Source organism: Agromyces sp. S2-1-8, assembly GCF_021129215.1.
In the GTDB taxonomy this organism is placed as follows: domain Bacteria; phylum Actinomycetota; class Actinomycetes; order Actinomycetales; family Microbacteriaceae; genus Agromyces; species Agromyces chromiiresistens.
Map to the genome: position 1 here is coordinate 2642362 of NZ_JAJOLP010000001.1, position 17921 is coordinate 2660282.

15 protein-coding genes and 1 tRNA gene are annotated in these 17921 nt (G+C 72.4%); 10 read left to right on the forward strand and 6 right to left on the reverse strand.

Annotation, left to right across the window (positions count from 1 at the left end):
• Positions 1-95: 95 nt before the first annotated feature.
• From LR269_RS12055 to LR269_RS12065, 3 genes are all read left to right on the forward strand, one after another.
• Positions 96-572 (forward strand): Lrp/AsnC family transcriptional regulator, encoded by a 477-nt coding sequence (locus tag LR269_RS12055; RefSeq protein ID WP_231431019.1) that lies wholly within the window; start codon positions 96-98, stop codon positions 570-572.
• 238 nt (positions 573-810) lie between these two features.
• Positions 811-1905, forward strand: coding sequence for a VIT1/CCC1 family protein (locus LR269_RS12060; protein WP_231431020.1), 1095 nt, complete (start codon positions 811-813; stop codon positions 1903-1905).
• A 37-nt stretch (positions 1906-1942) separates the two neighbouring features.
• Positions 1943-2695 carry an SDR family oxidoreductase gene (locus LR269_RS12065; RefSeq protein ID WP_231431021.1) on the forward strand — a complete coding sequence of 251 codons (753 nt, stop codon included), beginning with the start codon at positions 1943-1945 and terminating at the stop codon, positions 2693-2695.
• Positions 2696-2735: 40 nt separating this feature from the next.
• Here the strand turns inward: LR269_RS12065 and LR269_RS12070 are convergent, their stop codons facing one another.
• The 5 genes from LR269_RS12070 to LR269_RS12090 form a co-directional block, all read right to left on the reverse strand.
• Complete coding sequence (locus LR269_RS12070) at positions 2736-3605, reverse strand: DUF3097 domain-containing protein (RefSeq protein ID WP_231431022.1); 870 nt, start codon at positions 3603-3605, stop codon at positions 2736-2738.
• 65 nt (positions 3606-3670) lie between these two features.
• The gene (locus tag LR269_RS12075; protein WP_231431023.1) at positions 3671-7123 is read right to left on the reverse strand and encodes an error-prone DNA polymerase; all 3453 of its coding nucleotides are present in this window, start codon (positions 7121-7123) and stop codon (positions 3671-3673) included.
• A 13-nt stretch (positions 7124-7136) separates the two neighbouring features.
• Positions 7137-8681: a DNA polymerase Y family protein gene (locus LR269_RS12080; RefSeq protein WP_231431024.1), complete on the reverse strand. Its 1545-nt coding sequence runs from the start codon at positions 8679-8681 to the stop codon at positions 7137-7139.
• Positions 8678-9439: a hypothetical protein gene (locus LR269_RS12085; protein WP_231431025.1), complete on the reverse strand. Its 762-nt coding sequence runs from the start codon at positions 9437-9439 to the stop codon at positions 8678-8680. The genes LR269_RS12080 and LR269_RS12085 overlap by 4 nt, the downstream gene beginning before the upstream one ends.
• Before the next feature lie 116 nt (positions 9440-9555).
• Positions 9556-9640, reverse strand: a tRNA-Leu gene (locus tag LR269_RS12090).
• A gap of 179 nt (positions 9641-9819) precedes the next feature.
• On the opposite strand from LR269_RS12090, the gene LR269_RS12095 reads away from it, so the two are divergent.
• Both LR269_RS12095 and LR269_RS12100 read left to right on the forward strand, forming a co-directional pair.
• A complete protein-coding gene (locus LR269_RS12095; RefSeq protein WP_231431026.1) occupies positions 9820-11139 on the forward strand; it encodes a M20/M25/M40 family metallo-hydrolase in 1320 nt (439 codons plus the stop codon).
• Positions 11140-11224: 85 nt separating this feature from the next.
• Positions 11225-12055, forward strand: coding sequence for an undecaprenyl-diphosphate phosphatase (locus LR269_RS12100; protein ID WP_231431027.1), 831 nt, complete (start codon positions 11225-11227; stop codon positions 12053-12055).
• Between the two features lie 72 nt (positions 12056-12127).
• Here the strand turns inward: LR269_RS12100 and LR269_RS12105 are convergent, their stop codons facing one another.
• A complete protein-coding gene (locus tag LR269_RS12105; RefSeq protein ID WP_231431028.1) occupies positions 12128-13033 on the reverse strand; it encodes a PAC2 family protein in 906 nt (301 codons plus the stop codon).
• A 75-nt stretch (positions 13034-13108) separates the two neighbouring features.
• Between LR269_RS12105 and LR269_RS12110 the strand changes: the two genes are divergently transcribed.
• From LR269_RS12110 to LR269_RS12130, 5 genes are read left to right on the forward strand one after another with little or no spacing between them, the layout of a single operon-like run.
• Positions 13109-13783 carry an HAD family phosphatase gene (locus LR269_RS12110; RefSeq protein WP_231431029.1) on the forward strand — a complete coding sequence of 225 codons (675 nt, stop codon included), beginning with the start codon at positions 13109-13111 and terminating at the stop codon, positions 13781-13783.
• Positions 13780-14832, forward strand: coding sequence for a tRNA (adenine-N1)-methyltransferase (locus LR269_RS12115; protein WP_231431030.1), 1053 nt, complete (start codon positions 13780-13782; stop codon positions 14830-14832). Before LR269_RS12110 ends, LR269_RS12115 begins: the two co-directional genes overlap by 4 nt.
• A 42-nt stretch (positions 14833-14874) precedes the next feature.
• Positions 14875-15798, forward strand: coding sequence for an FKBP-type peptidyl-prolyl cis-trans isomerase (locus LR269_RS12120; protein ID WP_231431031.1), 924 nt, complete (start codon positions 14875-14877; stop codon positions 15796-15798).
• A gap of 49 nt (positions 15799-15847) precedes the next feature.
• Positions 15848-16867 (forward strand): YafY family protein, encoded by a 1020-nt coding sequence (locus tag LR269_RS12125; protein ID WP_231431032.1) that lies wholly within the window; start codon positions 15848-15850, stop codon positions 16865-16867.
• Entirely contained in the window at positions 16864-17856 is a 993-nt protein-coding gene (locus tag LR269_RS12130) for a YafY family protein (protein ID WP_231431033.1), read from the forward strand. The genes LR269_RS12125 and LR269_RS12130 overlap by 4 nt, the downstream gene beginning before the upstream one ends.
• Positions 17857-17921: the final 65 nt, after the last annotated feature.

Genomic DNA, 17921 nt, shown 5'->3' on the forward strand with positions numbered 1-17921 from the left:
AGATCCTGTCACCAGAAACAACTCGGCTCGAACGATCAGTGGGATAGTCTGGAAATCTCGAAGCATCTGCATACTCGATCGATGGGAGCGCACGCATGGCGCAGAAGCCCGAACTCGACCGCGTCGACCGCGCGCTCCTCCAGGCGCTGTCGACGAACGCGCGTGCCTCCGGAGCCGCACTCGCCGCCGAGGTGGGCGTGGCCGAGTCGACGGTCTCGTTGCGCCTGCGCCGCCTGCAGTCGCTCGGCACGGTGCGCGGCTATCGCGTCGACGTCGACCTCGCCTCGCTCGGCGTCTCGCTCCAGGCGCTCATCGCCGTTCGGCTCGTCAAGCACGACCGCGGCGAGATCGACGCCTTCCGCGCCCAGGTGCCGCATCTGCCGGGTGTGCTCGGCGTGTTCCACATGGCGGGAGCAGAGGACTACCTGCTGCACGTCGCGGCCCGCGACGCCGAAGAGCTGCGCGAGTTCGTCCTGGCCCACCTCACCGGCCACCCTGCGGTCGCGCATACCGAGACCAACCTCATCTTCGAGCACGTCGACGGCGACGGCTGGAACAAGCTCGTCGGCTGACGGGCCGGCTGCTCCCGTCCGCGCCCCTCGGTTCCCGCCCGTGGCGGCGTGGATGCCTCGGCACCGGCCGGAGGCATCCGTGCGGGTGTTCGGCCGTCCGAAAAGCTGCCAATCCCGCACAACCGGGCCGCCGCGGCCGGGGCGCCCGATAGCGTGGTCGTCGGCCGTGACACGGCCGCGCGATGTCGCGGGCGCATGCCGGCGTCGGACCGCGCCCGCACCACGACGAGGAGGCACGATGACCGACGTGGCGCCGCAGGGCACCCCGGCCGACCGTGATCGCTGGCGACGGTATCTCGCCGCGGAACGTGCGGAGGCGGCCGTCTACCGAGAGCTCGCCGCCCGTCGCGACGGCGAGGAGCGCGAGATCCTGCTCGCCCTCGCCGCGGCTGAGGGTCGCCACGAGGCGCACTGGCTCGGCCTGCTCGGCGGCGACGAGGCGGGCGTTCCGCGTGCCGACGTCCGCACCCGCATGCTCGCCTCGCTCGCGCGCCGCTTCGGCTCGATCTTCGTGCTCGCACTCGCGCAGCGGGCCGAGGCGCGATCGCCGTACGCGACCGACCCCGACGCGACGGCGGCGATGGCCGCGGACGAACGCATCCACGGCGAGGTCGTGCGAGGGCTCGCGGCACGGGGCCGACGGCGCCTCGCCGGAACCTTCCGCGCCGCCGTCTTCGGCGCGAACGACGGGCTCGTCTCGAACCTCGCGCTCGTGCTCGGCATCGGCGCGACGGGCGTGCCGGCGAGCGTCGTGCTGTTCACGGGGATCGCCGGCCTGCTCGCCGGTGCACTGTCGATGGGGGCGGGGGAGTACGTGTCGGTGCGATCCCAGCGGGAGCTGCTCGAGGCATCCGCGCCCGACCCCACGACGAGAGACGCGCTGCCGCACCTCGACGTCGACGCGAACGAGCTCGCCCTCGTGTACCGCGCCCGCGGCATGGAGCCCGACGACGCCATCGAGCACGCGGCACTCGTCGTGGCCCGCGTGCAGGCGGCCGAGCTGGCGCAGGCACCCACCGATGCGCTCGCGATCGAGGCCGACGACGACGAGGCGATCGGCACTGGACTCTCCGCGGCGATCTCGAGCTTCTGCTTCTTCGCGTCGGGCGCGCTCATCCCAGTCCTGCCGTACCTGTTCGGAATGACCGGCCTCGCCGCGGTCGTGACGGCGACCGTGCTCGTCGGAATCGCGCTGCTCGCGACGGGCGCGACCGTCGGCCTCCTGTCCGGCGCCTCGCCGCTGAAGCGCGCACTGCGTCAGCTCTCGATCGGGCTCGGCGCCGCCGCGGTCACCTATCTGCTCGGCCTCGCGTTCGGCACGACGGTAGGCTGATCCGCCGAGCCCCCGACCGCACGTCCCGAGGAGTCACATGCACCGCCCCGTCGCGCTCATCACCGGAGCAGGCCGGCGCAACACGATCGCGTGGGCGATCGCGACGCGGCTCGCGGCCGACGGCTGGGACATCGCGTTCAGCCATCTCGCCGACTACGACCGGCGCATGGGGCTCGGCGGCGATCCCGATCGCGATCCGGCGAGCCTCGAGGCCGAGCTCCGCGCGATCGGCGCCGGTGCGATCGGCCTCGACGCCGACCTGGCCGACCCCGCCGTTCCCGCACGGCTCTTCGCCGAGGCATCCGCCGCCCTCGGCCCGATCCGGGCGCTCGTGCTGTCGCACGCCCAGAGTGTCGACTCGGGCGTGCTCGACACCTCGGTCGAGAGCTTCGACCGCCACTTCGCCGTGAACACGCGCGCCGCGCTGCTGCTGGTGCAGGCGTTCGCCGGGCAGGTTCCCGCAGGCGGCGGCAGCATCGTCGCGCTGACGAGCGATCACATCGTCGGCAACGTGCCGTACGGGGCGTCGAAGGGGGCGCTCGATCGCATCGTCGTCGCCGCCGCACGAGAGCTCGCGCCGCTCGGCATCACGGCGAACCTGGTCAACCCGGGCCCGATCGACACCGGGTGGATGGATGCCGCGACGCGCGCCGCGCTCACGGCGCAGCAGCCGACCGGTCGGCTCGGCACGCCCGACGACACGGCGCGGCTCGTGCGATTCCTCGTGTCCGACGATGCGCGGTGGGTCACCGGCCAGCTCGTGCACAGCGACGGCGGGTCGTCGATCTGACCGCGTGCCCGCGGCGCGGCGAGCGACGCGACCGGTCTCGTCAGGCCGGTGCGGTCACGAAGTCGATGAGCTCCTCGACCCGTCCGAGCAGCGCCGGTTCGAGATCGCCGTAGCCGCGCACCCGGCCGAGGATGTGCTGCCACGCGCGGGCGATGTCGGCCTGGTCGGCGTGCGGCCAGCCGAAGGCCTCGCACACGCCGTGCTTCCACTCGGTTCCGCGGGGGACGACGGGCCAGGCCTCCCGGCCGAGGCGGGCTGGCTTCACCGACTGCCAGACGTCGATGTACGGGTGGCCGACCACGAGCACGTCCGACCGGTAGGGTCCGCGCGCCACCGCGTCGGCGATGCGCTGCTCCTTCGAACCGGGCACCAGGTGGTCGACGAGGACTCCCGCCCTGCGCCCGGGGCCGGGGCGGAACTCGGCGAGCACCTCATCGAGCACGTCCACCCCCTCGAGGTACTCGACGACGACGCCCTCGACGCGCAGGTCGGCGCCCCAGACCTTCTCGACGAGCTCGGCGTCGTGCCGGCCCTCGACGAAGATGCGGCTCGGCAGGGCGACCTTCGCAGGTCCTTGCTCGACCGCGAACGATCCCGACGCGGTGCGCAGCCGCCCGGTCGGGGCCTTCGGCCTGGGTGCCGTGAGCTGCACCGCGCGCCCTTCGACGAGGAACCCGTGGCCGAGCGGGAACATCCGCTGTTTGCCGTATCGGTCCTCGAGCACGACGACGCCCTTCTCGACGCGCACCACGGCGCCGCAGTAGCCCGAGTCGGCGAGCTCGACCACGAGGTCGCGCTCCGCCTCGACGGCGGGGATCACGGTGCGGCCGCGGGCCTTCCAGTCACCGGCGAGCACGTCGCTGCCGTATCGGTCGAAGGGGTCGGCGTCGTAGGGCGGTGTCGCAGGCACCGGTCGAGGCTATCGGAGTGCGGCCCCCTCGAGCGCGAGGCGCACGGCTCGACCCCGCCGGCGGTTCACCGGAAGTCGCGCGACCGCGTCTGCGCCTGCACGGTGAGCGACTCGAAGCGGTCGACGATGAGGTTCGTGACCCCCTCGTTCGACCGTTCGAGGATGCCTCGGACGACCATCGCGGGCGCCTCCCGGGCGATGCGCCGGTAGCGGTTCCAGACACCGACTCCGGCGATCACGTTGAGGGTGCCCGACTCGTCCTCGAGGTTGATGAAGGTGATGCCCGACGCCGTCGCCGGCCGCTGCCGGTGCGTCACGACGCCGCCGACCTCGACCCGTCGGCCCGACTCGACCTCGCGCAGGCGATCGATGCGGATCGCCCCGCGCTCGTCGAGCCGATCGCGGATGTGCCGGATCGGGTGGTCGTCGGGGGAGATGCCGGTCGCCCACAGGTCGTACACGACCTGCTCGGCCGGTGAGAGCACGGGCAGGAGCGGCGGCTGCACCACGACCACCGACCCGGGCAGGAACTCGGCGCGGTCCTGCGAGGCCTCGCCGGCGAGCCAGAGCGCCTCGCGACGGGCGAGCCCGAAGCCCTCGAAGGCGCCCGCTGCGGCGAGCGCCTCGAGCTGCTCGGTGTCGAGCGCCGCCCGGCGGGAGAGGTCGCTCATGTCTCGATACGGGCCGCGCGCGTCGCGCTCGTCGACGATGCGCTGCGCGACCTTCGCCCCGATGGACGAGACGTCGGCGAGCCCGAGCCGCACCGCGAAGGCCCCGTCGCGGCGATGCTCGGCCGACCGATCGGGCGCCTCGAGGTCGAAGTCGCCGATGTCGGGCTGGGCGACGTGCGTGCACGCCGCCATGCCGGTCGGCGGTCGCCGCTGCGCTGGCGTCCGCCCCGCGACATCCGCCTGCTCGCCGGGGACGCGGGGCCCGTCGCACGCCTCGAGCCCCGCGTGCACGCCCGACCGCAGCACGTCGGGTCGCAGCACTCGCACCCCGTGCCGTCGCGCGTCGGCGGTGAGGGTCTGCGGCGAGTAGAAGCCCATCGGCTGGGCGCGCAGGAGCGCCGCGAGGAAGGCCGCCGGGTAGTGCAGCTTCAGCCACGAGCTCGCGTAGACGAGCAGGGCGAAGGAGAGTGCGTGGCTCTCGGCGAAGCCGAAGTTCGCGAAGGCCTCGATCTTGTCGTAGATCGCCTGCGCGTCGTCGTCGCTGAGCCCGTTCGCCGCCATGCCCTCGAAGAGCTTCGCCCTGAGCTTCGAGATCTTCTCGACGCCGCGCTTGGAGCCCATCGCCCGGCGCAGCAGGTCGGCGTCGGCCGCGGTGCAGCCGCCGACCGCGACGGCCATCTGCATGAGCTGCTCCTGGAAGAGCGGCACCCCGAGCGTGCGCTCGAGCACGGGCTCGAGGTTCGGGTGCAGGTAGCTGACCGGCTCTTCACCGGTGCGCCGCCGGATGTACGGGTGCACCGCCCCGCCCTGCACCGGGCCGGGCCGGATGAGCGCGATCTCGACGACGAGGTCGTAGTACTTTCGCGGCTTCAGGCGGGGGAGCGTGCCGATCTGCGCCCGGCTCTCGACCTGGAACACGCCGATCGAGTCGGCTCGGCAGAGCATGTCGTACACCGCCGGCTCCTCTTTCGGGACGGACTGCAGCTCCCACGTCTCGCCCGTGTGCTCGCGCACGAGGTCGAACGTGTACTGCAGGGCGGCGAGCATGCCGAGCCCGAGCAGGTCGAACTTCACGAGGCCCATCCAGGCGCAGTCGTCCTTGTCCCATTGCAGCACCGTGCGGTGCTCCATGCGGGCGTGCTCGATCGGGCAGACCTCGCCCACCGGCCGGTCGGTGAGCACCATGCCGCCCGAGTGGATGCCGAGGTGCCGCGGGAATCCGAGCACCTGCTCGGCCAGCTCGACGACCGGGCCGGGGATGTCGTGGTCGTCGGTCTCGACCACCGCGCCCCAGCGTTCCACCTGTCGCGACCACGCGTCCTGCTGCCCGGTCGAGTAGCCGAGGGCCTTCGCCATGTCGCGCACCGCGACCTTCGGCCGGTAGCTGATCACGTTCGCGACCTGTGCGGCGTTCTGCCGGCCGTACTTCTCGTAGACGTACTGGATGATCTCCTCCCGCCGGTCGGAGTCGAAGTCGACGTCGATGTCGGGCTCCTCGTCGCGCAGTGCGGAGAGGAACCGCTCGAACGGAAGGTCGAACTTGATGGAGTCGACCGCGGTGATGCGCAGCGCGTAGCAGACGGCCGAGTTCGCGGCAGATCCCCGGCCCTGGCAGAGGATGCCTCGGCTCCGCGCCTCGCGGACGAGATCGTGCACGATCAGGAAGTAGCCGGGGAAGTCCTTCTGCTCGATGATCGCGAGTTCGTGCTCGAGCCGGGCGTGCACGGCGTCGCCCGCCCCGGGGTAGAGCTCGGCGGCGCCCTGCCGCACGAGCTCCCGCAGCCAGCTCATCGGGGTGTGCCCCTCGGGCACCTCCTGGCGGGGAAGCCTGGGCCTGGCGCTGCGCAGCGTGAAGCCGAGTTCTCCTGCGAGCGAGACCGAGTGCTCGACCGCGCCCGGATACCTCGCGAACCGCGCCTGCATCTCCGCGCCGCTGCGCAGGTGCAGCCCGTCGGAGGCGGGCAGCCACCCGTCGAGCTCGTCGAGGCTGCGCCGCGCGCGAACCGCCGCGAGCGCATTCGCGAGCCGGTGTTCGGGCGGCGTCGCGTAGTGCACGGCATTCGTCGCGACGATCCGCAGCCGAGCGCCTTCGGCGAGCCCCGCGAGCACGTCGTTCGCCCGCTGGTCGGCCGGATGCCCGTGGTCGAACAGCTCGACGACCACCTGATCGCGCCCGAAGAGCGCGATCAGTCGATCGAGTTCACGCCGCGCGGCATCCGGTCCCTCCGCGGCGAGCGCCCGCCGCACCGCGCCCTTGCGGCACCCCGTGAGCACCGTCCAGTCATCTCCCGCCCGCGCGGCGAGGTCGTCGAGGTCGTAGACCGGGCGCCCCTTCTCGCCGCCCGCGAGCTGGCCCGCCGTGATCGCCGCGGCGAGCCGGTGGTAGCCCGCCTCGCGGCGGGCGAGCACGAGCAGGTGGTCGCCCTCGGGGTCGGCCTCGCCCATCTGCGGACGGCCCAGCCCGAGCGAGAGCTCGGCCCCGAAGACGGTCGTGAGGTCGGAGAAGCTCTCGGCCGCCTCGGCGAAGCGCACGATGCCGTAGAAGCCGTCGTGGTCGGTCACCGCGAGCCCGGAGAGGCCCAGCCGGTGGGCCTCCTCCACCAGCTGCTCGGGCGAAGAGGCCCCGTCGAGGAAGCTGTAGTTCGTGTGCGCGTGGAGTTCGGCGTAGGGCACGACCGGCCCCTCGGGCGCGGTGAGCCCCTCGCTCGGCCGGTAGGGCTGCCGTTTGCGGCTGAACGCCGGGCCGTCGCCGCCGTCGGCGATGAGCTTCGACGGGCTCGGCCTGCGGCGGTCGGAGAGCTTGCGCTCGAGCTCCGACCAGGGGATCTCGGGATTGTTCCAGCCCATCAGCCTCTGCCCATCAGTCGTACCTCGCCTCGGCCCACCAGCCCTCGGCGTCGCGCACGAGGAGCCACGCGCAGCCGTCGTGGTCGACGAGCTGGAACCGGTGCACGCGCCGCGCACGCGCGTCGTCCCACCAGCGTTCGACGACCGGCCACGGGCCGGCCCACGCGCGTACCCGCGCCGGTGCGGTGCGGCCGACCGCGAAGGTCTCGGGCGGCGACGAGATCGCGCCGCGCGCATCGATCGCGACCGTGGCGCCGGCGGCGTCGAGCAGGGCGACCGGGTGCCGTTCGCGGAACACGCTCGCCGGCGCGAGCGCGGGCAGGCTGCCGGGCCACGGGGCCTCGCGCCGTTCGGGAGCCCGGTCGCCCCACGGTACGAGCACCTGCCGATCGGCGAGCATGCGCCCGCCGCCGACGGCCGCCGTGACGACCCCCTCGTGCCCGAGCATGCTCTGCACCCGGGTGAGCGCGTGGTGCACCCGCTCGTCGGGCCCCTGCCCCCAGAGCCCCGCCTCGTGGTTCGCGGTGGAGTCGACCCGCTCGGGGATCACCCGCAGCGCGGTGATCGGCGAGGCGAGCCCGCTGTCGGCGGTGCCGGCTCCCTGCAGCTGCCAGCGCACCCGGTCGACGACGTCGGCGGGCGTGAACCAGCGCGGATGCAGCCAGCTGCGACTCGATCGGCCGCCCCGCTCGTCGTCGAGTTCGACGCGGATCGCCGTGCACACGAGCCTGACCGCCCGCATGCGGTCGATGAACTCGTCGGCTCGCACTCGGAACGCGAATGCGAGCTGGTCGATGCGATCGAGCGGCGGTTCGAACTCGGCGAGCACCTCGAACTCGGGCGGCGGGGTTCGGGCCGCCACCCCGTTGGACTCGCGGCCGGCGGCCCGGTCGTGGGCGAACGCACCGGCGGCCCCGAACCGGCGGCGCACATCGTCGGCCGGCAGCGCCGCGAAGTCGCCGAGCGTGCGAACCCCGAGCCGATTGAGCAGCACCCGGGTGCGTTCGTCGACGACGAGGCCGACGGGCAGCGGCGCGAGGAACTCGGCCGAGCCGCCCGGCGCCACGATGCCGATGTGCGGCGAGGAGCGCACCGCGCGTGCCGCCTGCTCGGCGGCGAACGGCCCGTCGGCGACGCCCACCCGCACCTCGGGGCCGAGCTGCCGTGCCGTGTCGAGCAGTGCCCGTGCCGCGGCGTCCTCGCCGCCGTAGTAGCGGGCCGGCCCCCGCGCCCGCATCGCGAGCGTGCCGGGGCGCACGACCTGCACCCCCGGCACCGCGTCTTCGACCCGTCGGACGACGGGTTCGAAGGCGCGCACGTCGAGGGCGGGATCGTACGGCAGCACGGTGAGCGCGGGGGAGCGGTACTGCGCCTCGCGGAGGCGCAGCCCGCGCGCCACGCCGTCGCGTCGTGCCGCCGCCGAGCAGGAGTGCACCGCACCGCCCTCGGTGAGGGCGATGGGCGCGTCGAGGTCGAGCCCCGCCTCGCGAGCCGCGGCGAACACGGGCCAGTCGGGGCACCAGAGCACGATCGCCCTCGTGGGGGAGGCCGGGTTCATGCCGGCCTCCGGAACTCGCCGTGGAGCACGGGGGCCAGCCCCGCCTCGGTGCCGGACGGGGGAGACTCGGCCGCATCTGCTGCACCCGGCCCCTCGTCCAGCGCCTCGAACCCGAGCGCGCGGTCGGGCAGCCGCAGCTTCGAACGACGCCGCTTCACGAAGCCGCCGCGGCCTGCAGCGCTCACGACGACCTCTCGCTCGTCGAGCAGGCCGTGGCCGGACTCGAGGCCGTGCCATTCGCTCGCCTCGACGTCGAGGCTCGCGTCACTGCCCGGCCAGGGGCCGGCGGCGATCAGCACGGCACCGCGCTCGCGCAGGCGGGCGGCGAGCCGGGATGCCTCGGCAGGGGCGACGCGCTCGGCCGGTCGCACTGCGACGATGGGAATGACGTCGGCGAGCGCCGCGACCACCGCGAACCACTGCCGCCCGGGCTCCGGCACGAGCACGAGCCGCTCGAGATCGATGCCGAACCGGGCCGCGGCCTCGACCCCGAACTCGGGCATGCCGACGACGGCCGCCCAGCGCCCGCTCGCCGAGGGGCCGGCCAGCAGCGCCATCACGAGGGTGGTCGACCCGTGCGCCTCGACGACGGTGCCCTCACGCAGGGTTCCGCCCGGCAGCAGCCCCGTGAAGGCCGGATGGGTCGGCACCGCCCGGGTCTCGAGCCGGGTCGACTGCATGCCGTGAATGCGCGCCTGCAACTCGTCGACCCGCTCGAGGCGGGCCGTCGACGAGGGGAGGGGAGCGGCCTGGGTCACCCTTCAAGTTTCGAACACATGTTCGAAACTGGCAAGTCGCCTCGGCCGAACGTCCGAAACCGTTCTGGAGAAACGCGAAAGGGCCGGATCTTCCGATCCGGCCCTTTCGACCCACGTGCGCGAGGGGGGACTTGAACCCCCACGCCCTATACGGGCACTAGCACCTCAAGCTAGCGCGTCTGCCAATTCCGCCACCCGCGCGTGGTTTCCGCTGATCGCTCAGCGGCCGTAGAAGACATTAGCACGGTTTGCGGAGCCCGATTGACCAAACCGCCACGACGAGGTCGACGACGCCTCGAAACCCCGGGTGAGCGGCAGGAAAACTCGCGATTCCGGGATCGCTGCGAGCGCCGGTGGCCGTACCGACTAGCGTGGAGCGCATGGCCGAGGCATCCGCGACCCCAGACCCAGTGCTCGACGAGACCGCGGTGATCGCGCGCGACCTGATCCGGTTCGACACCTCCAACTACGGGAGCGGGCGGGCCAACGGCGAACGCGAGGCCGCGGAGTACGTCGAGGCCCGGCTCGCCGGCCTCGGACTCGCGCCCAGGATGTTCGAACCCGAGCCCCGGCGCACGAGCGTCGTGGCCCGCGTTCCCGGGCGCAATCCCGACAAGCCCGCCCTCGTCGTGCACGGCCACCTCGACGTCGTGCCCGCCGACGCCCGCAACTGGAGCGTCGACCCCTTCGCGGGCGAGATCCGCGACGGAATGCTCTGGGGTCGCGGCGCCGTCGACATGAAGGACATGGACGCCATGATGCTCGCCGCGCTCGGCGACATCCTCGGCAGCGGGGCGCAGCCCGAGCGCGACCTCGTCATCGCCTTCTTCGCCGACGAGGAGGCGGGCGGGGGAGCGGGCTCGGGCTGGCTCGTCGACCACCACCCCGAGCTCTTCGCCGGGGCCGCCGAGGCGATCAGCGAGGTCGGCGGCTATTCGATCACCGTCGGCGGCCGCCGGGCCTACCTGCTGCAGACGGGCGAGAAGTCGCTGCTCTGGATCAAGCTCGTCGCCCGCGGCGTCGCGGCGCACGGCTCGCGGCTCATCCGGGACAACGCGATCACGAAGCTCGCCGAGGCGGTCGCGACGCTCGGGCGCACCGAGTGGCCGATGCGCCTCACCGACACGACCCGCGAGCTCCTGGCCGAGATCGCCGCGGTGCTCGGCGTCGACCCCGAACAGGTGTCGCCCGACGAGCTCGCCCTCGCGACCGGATCCGCGTCGGGATTCATCACGGCGACGCTGCGCACGACGTCGAATCCGACCCTCCTCGAGGCCGGCTACAAGCACAACGTGATCCCTGACCGCGCCGAGGCGCTCATCGACATCCGCACCCTCCCCGGCGAAGAGGAGGCGGTGCTCGCGGAGGTGCAGGCGCTCGTCGGCGACGGCATCGAGATCGAGGTGGTGCACCGCGACGTCGGACTCGAGTCCGCGACGTCCGGATCGCTCGTGGATGCCGTCAAGCGCTCGCTCGAGACCCACGATCCCGGCGCGCCGGTCTTCCCCTACCTGCTGTCGGGCGGCACCGACAACAAGGCGATCAGTCGCCTCGGCATCGCCGGCTACGGCTTCGCCCCGCTGCGCCTGCCCGAAGGCTTGGACTTCCCTGCGATGTTCCACGGCGTTGACGAGCGGGTGCCGCTCGACGCACTAGTCTTCGGTAGGCGGGTCCTTCGCGACCTGCTCCTCGAGTACTGACCGGCGAGTCGACGGCGCGGCGGCCCATCGGGCCACCCACGTCAGGCCAGCTGAGACCTCCGACTTCCGCGGAGGCGGAAGGCGGATGCACCACGTGATCGAAGCGCTCATCCTGGGATTCGTCCAGGGCCTCACCGAGTTCCTCCCGATCTCCTCGAGCGCCCACCTGCGCATCCTCGGGGAGTTCCTGCCGGGCGCGCAGGACCCGGGGGCGGCCTTCACCGCGATCACCCAGCTCGGCACCGAGACCGCGGTCGTCGTGTTCTTCTGGCGCGACATCGTGCGCATCGTGTCGCACTGGTTCAGCTCGTTCACCGGGCGCGTGCCCCGCAACGACCCCGACGCCCGCATGGGCTGGCTCATCATCATCGGCTCGATCCCCATCGTGGTGTTCGGCCTGCTCTTCCAGGACGAGATCGAGACGGTGCTCCGATCGCTCTGGATCACGGCGACGATGCTCGTCGTGTTCGGCATCATCCTCGGCCTGGCCGACTGGGCCGGAGCCAAGCGCCGCAAGCTCGACCAGTTGACGTACCCGCACGGCGTGCTCTTCGGACTCGCCCAGTCGTTGTCGCTCATCCCCGGCGTCTCGCGCTCGGGCGGCACGATCACGATGGGCCTGCTGCTCGGCTACGAACGCGCCGCAGCGGCCCGCTACGCCTTCCTGCTCGCGATCCCGGCCGTGTTCGGCAGCGGGCTGTTCCAGCTCGTCAAGAGCCTCGACGAGCCGTCGGTCTACAGTCCGCTCGAGACCGCGGCGGCGACGGTCGTCGCGTTCGTCGTGGCCATCCTCGTGATCGCGTTCTTCATGAGCTGGATCTCGAAGCACAGCTTCCTGCCGTTCGTGATCTACCGCATCGTGGTCGGCGGGCTGCTCTTCTTCCTGCTCGCGAACGGCACGCTGCAGCCGGTCTAGGTCGACGCCGGTCGTGGATGCCTCGACCGAGGCGTCCACGACGGCGTGATTCCGGCAGCGGGGAAGCAGCCGTCAGGGCGTCGCGGGACCGCGCCCGTCGGCACGGCCCTCGGGTCCGTCGCCGCGGCGACGGAGGTAGCGCTCGAACTCCTGCGCGATCGCCTCGCCGCTCGCCTCGGGGGCGTCGACCGCGTCGCGCGCCTGCTCGAGCTGGGCGATGTACCCGGCCATCTCCTCGTCGTCGGCGGCGAGGGCGTCGACCCCGGCCTCCCACGCCTGCGCCTCGGTCTCGAGGGTGCCGCGGGGGATCGACAGGCCGGTCAGCTCCTCGAGCTTGCCGAGCAGGGCGAGCACGGCCTTGGGCGACGGCGCGTTGTGCACGTAGTGGGGCACCGACGCCCACAGCGACACGGTCGGGATGCCGAGGCGCTCGGCCCGGTCGGCCAGCACGCTCAGGATGCCGACCGGCCCCTCGTAGGTCGAGCGCTCGACGCCGAGCGCCTCGCGGACCTCGGGGTTCTCGCTCGACGCGAACACGGTGAGCGGGCGCGTGTGAGGGGCGTCTGCGAGCATCGCCCCGAGCAGCACGACGCCGTCGATGTCGGCGGCGAGCGCGGCGTCGATGAGCTCGGCGGCGAAGCCCTTCCAACTGCGGGCCGGCTCGGCTCCGATGAGCACGTGCAGGCCGGATGCCCCGGGGCCGGTCACCGGCTCGTCGACATCGGCCGGTCCGCTCGGACCGAGGATCGCGGCGCCCGGCCACTCGAGCCTGCGGACGCCGTCGTCGCCGACGACCACGGTCGGGCGGGTGAACTGGTAGTCGAAGTAGAGCTCTGGGTCGACGGCGGCGACCTCGACGAGGCCGAGCCGCTCGGCGAGCAGCTTGGCGGCGCCGCTCGCGGCCTCGCCCGCGTCGTTCCAGCCCTCGAAGGCGACGACGAGCAGCCTTCGGCCCTCGAATCCGGCCGGCTGAATCACTCCGTGTGCCCCGCTTCCCACCCCGGTCGTCCGGGTTCCCCTCCACAATAGGCCGTGCCCGTAGACTTGGGCGTTGTGACCTCACGCCTGCCTGCCGCCGTCCTCTGGGACATGGACGGAACCCTCGTCGACACCGAACGCTATTGGATGGCCGCCGAGGAGGAGCTGGTCGAAGCCTTCGGCGGCACCTGGACCCACGACGAGGCGCTTGCCCTCGTCGGCAGCGGCCTGTGGGAATCCGCCCGCGTCTTCCAGGCGAAGGGCGTCGACCTCGACGCCGACACCATCGTCCTGCGCCTCACGAATCGAGTGGCCGAGATGCTCGCCGAGCACGGCGTGCCCTGGCGGCCCGGCGCCCGGGAGCTGCTCCTCGCGTTGCGCGAGGCATCCGTGCCGACCGCGCTCGTGACCATGTCGCTGCGCTCGATGGCCGACGAGATCATCTCCGCGATCCCGTTCACGGCGTTCGACGCGATCGTGACGGGCGACTCGGTCGAGCATGCCAAGCCGCATCCCCAGCCGTACCTGCAGGCCGCGGCCGAGCTCGGCGTCGACATCGCCGACTGCGTCGCGTTCGAGGATTCGCCTGCCGGCCTCACCTCGGCCTACGACGCCGGCACCATCGCCGTCGGCGTGCCCAACATCCTCGCGCTCGACGACGTGTCGTCGACGGTGCTCTGGCCGACGCTCGAGGGCATGACGGTGGCCGATGTCGCGGCGCTCGTCGGCGAACGGGAGGCGACCAGATGACCACGAGTCGAGGCGAGCAGAGCGGGCCGTTCCGGGTCGGCGACCGCGTTCAGCTGACCGGCCCCAAGGGCCGGATGCACACCATCACGCTCGAGCCGGGCAAGCTCTTCCATTCCCACAAGGGGCCGATCGCGCACGACGACCTGATCGGCCTCCCCGACGGCTCGGTCGTCGCGAACCAGGTCGGGATCGAGTACCTCGCCCTTCGCCCGCTGCTCAGCGACTTCGTGATGTCGATGCCCCGTGGCGCCGCGATCGTCTACCCGAAGGACGCCGCGCAGATCCTCGCGCAGGCCGACATCTTCCCCGGCGCGACCGTCGTCGAGGCGGGCGTCGGCTCCGGCGCCCTCTCGCTCTGGCTGCTCCGCGCGATCGGGGAACGCGGCCGCCTGCACTCGTTCGAACGTCGCGAGGAGTTCGCCGACGTCGCCCGCGGCAACGTCGCGACCTTCCACGGTGCGGTGCCCGACAACTGGTCGATCACGCTCGGCGACCTCGCCGAGGCGCTGCCCGAGACCGTCGACGAGGGCTCGGTCGACCGGGTCGTGCTCGACATGCTCGCGCCGTGGGAGTGCATCGACGAGGTCTCCCGTGCGCTCAAGCCCGGCGGAGTGGTGCTCTGCTACATCGCCACCGTCACCCAGCTGTCGCGGGTCGCGGAGGCCATCCGCGCCACGGGCGAGTACACCGAACCGCAGTCCTCGGAGACGATGGTGCGCGGCTGGCACGTGCAGGGTCTCGCCGTGCGACCCGACCACCGGATGATCGCCCACACCGGGTTCCTCATCACGGCGCGCCGGCTCGCGCCCGGCACCGTCCTGCCCGAGCTCAAGCGACGTCCGTCGAAGACCGAGTTCAGCGACGAGGACGTCGAGGCGTGGACGCCGGGCGCCCTCGGCGAACGCCAGGTCAGCGCCAAGGCGCTGCGCAAGCGGGTCCGCGCGGCCGACGCCGCGGCACGGAAGTCCGCCGGTTCGGATGAGGCCGGTTCCGAGTCGGCCGGCGACCTCGAAGCCCCCGAGCAGGAGTCGCCCGTCTCGGACGGGTAGGCTTTCATCGCCCCTCAGCGACCCATGAAGAATCGAGGATCTGTGCGCTCGTCTCTCGCGCTCATCGCCACGGCCGCGCTCGTCGCCGTCGCGCTCTCCGGCTGCGCCGCCCAGGCACCCGCGCCCGAGGCCGCGCCGGGCGGGTCGTCCGACACGATCGACGTGACCGGTGACTTCGGTACGAGCCCCGAGGTCGAGTTCCCGACGCCGCTCATGCCCGAAGAGACCGAGTGCACCGAGATCGTCGCGGGGGAGGGGCCGTACCTCGAGGAGGGTCAGCTCGCGCTCACCGGCCTCGCCGTGTACAACGGCGCGACCGGCGACGAGATCCAGGTGACCGGATTCGGAGACGAGGAGCCGATTCCGCTCGTCGTGACCAACCAATCGCTCACTGGCCTGAAGAAGGGCCTCACCTGCGCCCGCGAGGGGTCGCGGGTCGCGGTCGTCGTGCCCGAGAAGGACGCGTTCGGGCCCAACGGCAACCCGCAGATCGGTGTCAACCCCGGTGACAGCCTCGTCTTCGTGATCGACGTGCAGCGCGCATTCCCGTCGCGCGCCGACGGAAGCCCCCGCCTCACACGCGACGGCTTCCCCGCCGTGGTGCTCGCTCCCGACGGCCGCCCCGGCATCACGGTCCCGAAGAGCCCCGCGCCGGAGCAGAGCGAGGTCGAGACGCTGAAGGCCGGATCGGGCGAGGTCGTCGAAGAGGGCGACCAGGTCGTCGTGCAGTACACCGCGGTCGACTGGGAGTCGAACGAGGTGACCGGCTCCACCTGGGAGGACGGTGCCCCCGTCACGGCCGTGGCCGGTGACGGCGGCCAGGGCGGAAGCCTTCCCCCCGCGGTCACGAAGGAGCTCGTCGGCCAGAAGGCCGGATCGCAGATCGGCGTGATCGTGGCCCCCGAAGGTGACGATGCGAGCGGCTCGGCCCAGTTCTACGTCGTCGACATCCTCGGAGTCCTGTGACCGATCGCCGGCGCCCGAGCGGCGCCGGCGGTTCAGTATGATCGCTCGTGTGGCCGGAACAGAACCCAGTGGTGCAGCGAAGGTTCCGGTCGAGGACCGGCTGTTCAGCCTCGTCCTGGCGCTCGTCGCCACCGAGACCGGACTGCTGAAGTCCGAGATCCTCTCGACCGTCCGGGGCTACGCCGAACGCTACGACGCCTCGGGTTCGAACGCGAACCTCGAGCGCCAGTTCGAGCGCGACAAGGACGAGATCCGCGATCTCGGCATCCCGCTCGAGACGGTCGAGTCGCCCGATCGCCCAGGAGACAACCAGTCGCTGCGCTACCGCATCCCGAAGGGGCAGTACGAGCTCCCCGAGGCCGTGCGGTTCAGCCCCGACGAGCTGGCGCTGCTCGGCCTCGCCGCCGAGGTCTGGCGCGAGGCATCCGTGTCGGCCGATTCGCAGCGCGCGCTCACGAAGCTGCGCTCGCTGGGCATCGAGCCGCGCGACCCCGTCATCGGCTACGCACCGCGCCTGCGCGTGCGCGACGCCGCCTTCGAGCCGCTGCGTCAGGCGCTCGATCGCCGGCAGACCGTGCGCTTCCGGTACTTCAAGCCTGGCGAGCGCGAGCCGCGTGTGCGCACCGTCGACCCGCTCGCCGTCGTGCTGCACGAGGGCCGCTGGCACCTGCACGCCCGCGACCGCGATGTCGACGAGCCCCGCACGTTCCTGCTCTCCCGCATCGTCGGCGAGGTCCAGCCCGTCGCCGGTTCGACCTTCGATGCGCCGCCGCCCGGCATCCAGGACCGCGTGATCGCCGAACTCGACGCGCTGCGCCTCTCGAACGTCGCCGACCTGGCGGTCACCGCCGGCAGCGACGCCGAGGTCCGTCTCGGCAAGCGCGCCGTCGACGGCGACGAGGACGCGGGGGTCATCCGTCTCCACTACACCGACGAGGCGGTGCTCGCCGACGAGCTCGCCGCGTACGGGCCCGAGGTGCGCGTGCTCGGCCCGGCGTCGCTGCGGCAGGCGGTGCGCGATCGCCTGCGCCTCGTCGCCGACGCGCACCGCGGGAGGAGCGAACGATGAACGAGTCGCGACGCAAGCCGTTGAAGGCCTCCGACAAGCTGGTGTTCCTGCTCTCGCTCGTGCCGTACCTGCTCGAGCAGCAGGTCGTGGACGTGCCCGACGCCGCGGCCCACTTCGGCGTGACCGACGACGAGATCCGCGACGCCGTCCGACTCATCGCGACATCGGGGCTGCCGGGCGCCACCGGCACCTACCAGCCGAACGACCTGTTCGACATCGACTGGGACGCGTTCGAGGACGACGACGTCATCGTCATCGTGCACCACGTCGCGATCGACGACGCCCCGCGCCTCTCGGCGCGCGAGGCGGCCGCGCTCATCGCCGGACTGCAGTACCTCTCCGCACTGCCCGAGAACGCGGGGAGCGCCTCGCTCGGCGCCCTCATGCAGAAGCTCACCGCCGGCGCCTCGGCGGCACCGACGAGGCTCGCCGTCGCCGAGTCGGAGAGCGACGCGTCGCTCGCCGCGATCCGCGCGGCCGTCGCCGACGGACGGCAGCTCGAGTTCGACTACCGCAACGCGGTCGGGGTCGCGGGGCGTCGCCGGGTCGACCCCCTTCGCATCCTCTCGCAGGACGCCGACTGGTACCTGCAGGCCTACTGCCATACGCGCGAAGACGTCCGCAACTTCCGCGTCGACCGCATGAGCGACCTCGTGGTCTCCGACCTTCCGATCGGCGAGCATGCCGAGACCGTCGTGCCCGACACCCTCTTCCAGGGATCCGACAGCGACTTCGACGTCGTGGTCGATGCGCTCCCCGAAGCGCTGCCGCTCCTCGCGGACTATCTGGCCGATTCGAAGTCCGAGGAGGTCGACGGGCGACTCAGGGTCACCCTGCGACTGGCCCACGTGCACGGGCTCAAGCGGCTCGTCGCCGGACTTCCCGGGCTCGTCACCGTCGTCTCGCCCGCGGAGGCGCGGGCGGCGGTCGCCGGCTGGGCGACCGCCGGGCTCGCCGGATACGCTGACGACGAGGCATCCGGTCACTGAGTACGGATCGCCGCGTCGGACCCGACGGTCCGACCGGGCATCCGTCCACAGCCGTGACCTCGCAG

Excerpts from the sequence above, each read along its gene's own strand:
- LR269_RS12060 (WP_231431020.1), top strand. The coding sequence starts at position 811 with ATGACCGACGTGGCGCCGCAGGGCACCCCGGCCGACCGTGATCGCTGG.
- LR269_RS12095 (WP_231431026.1), top strand. The coding sequence starts at position 9,820 with ATGGCCGAGGCATCCGCGACCCCAGACCCAGTGCTCGACGAGACCGCG.
- LR269_RS12055 (WP_231431019.1), top strand. The coding sequence starts at position 96 with ATGGCGCAGAAGCCCGAACTCGACCGCGTCGACCGCGCGCTCCTCCAG.
- LR269_RS12130 (WP_231431033.1), top strand. The coding sequence starts at position 16,864 with ATGAACGAGTCGCGACGCAAGCCGTTGAAGGCCTCCGACAAGCTGGTG.
- LR269_RS12080 (WP_231431024.1), bottom strand. The coding sequence starts at position 8,681 with ATGAACCCGGCCTCCCCCACGAGGGCGATCGTGCTCTGGTGCCCCGAC.
- LR269_RS12100 (WP_231431027.1), top strand. The coding sequence starts at position 11,225 with ATGCACCACGTGATCGAAGCGCTCATCCTGGGATTCGTCCAGGGCCTC.
- LR269_RS12115 (WP_231431030.1), top strand. The coding sequence starts at position 13,780 with ATGACCACGAGTCGAGGCGAGCAGAGCGGGCCGTTCCGGGTCGGCGAC.
- LR269_RS12065 (WP_231431021.1), top strand. The coding sequence starts at position 1,943 with ATGCACCGCCCCGTCGCGCTCATCACCGGAGCAGGCCGGCGCAACACG.
- LR269_RS12075 (WP_231431023.1), bottom strand. The coding sequence starts at position 7,123 with ATGGGCTGGAACAATCCCGAGATCCCCTGGTCGGAGCTCGAGCGCAAG.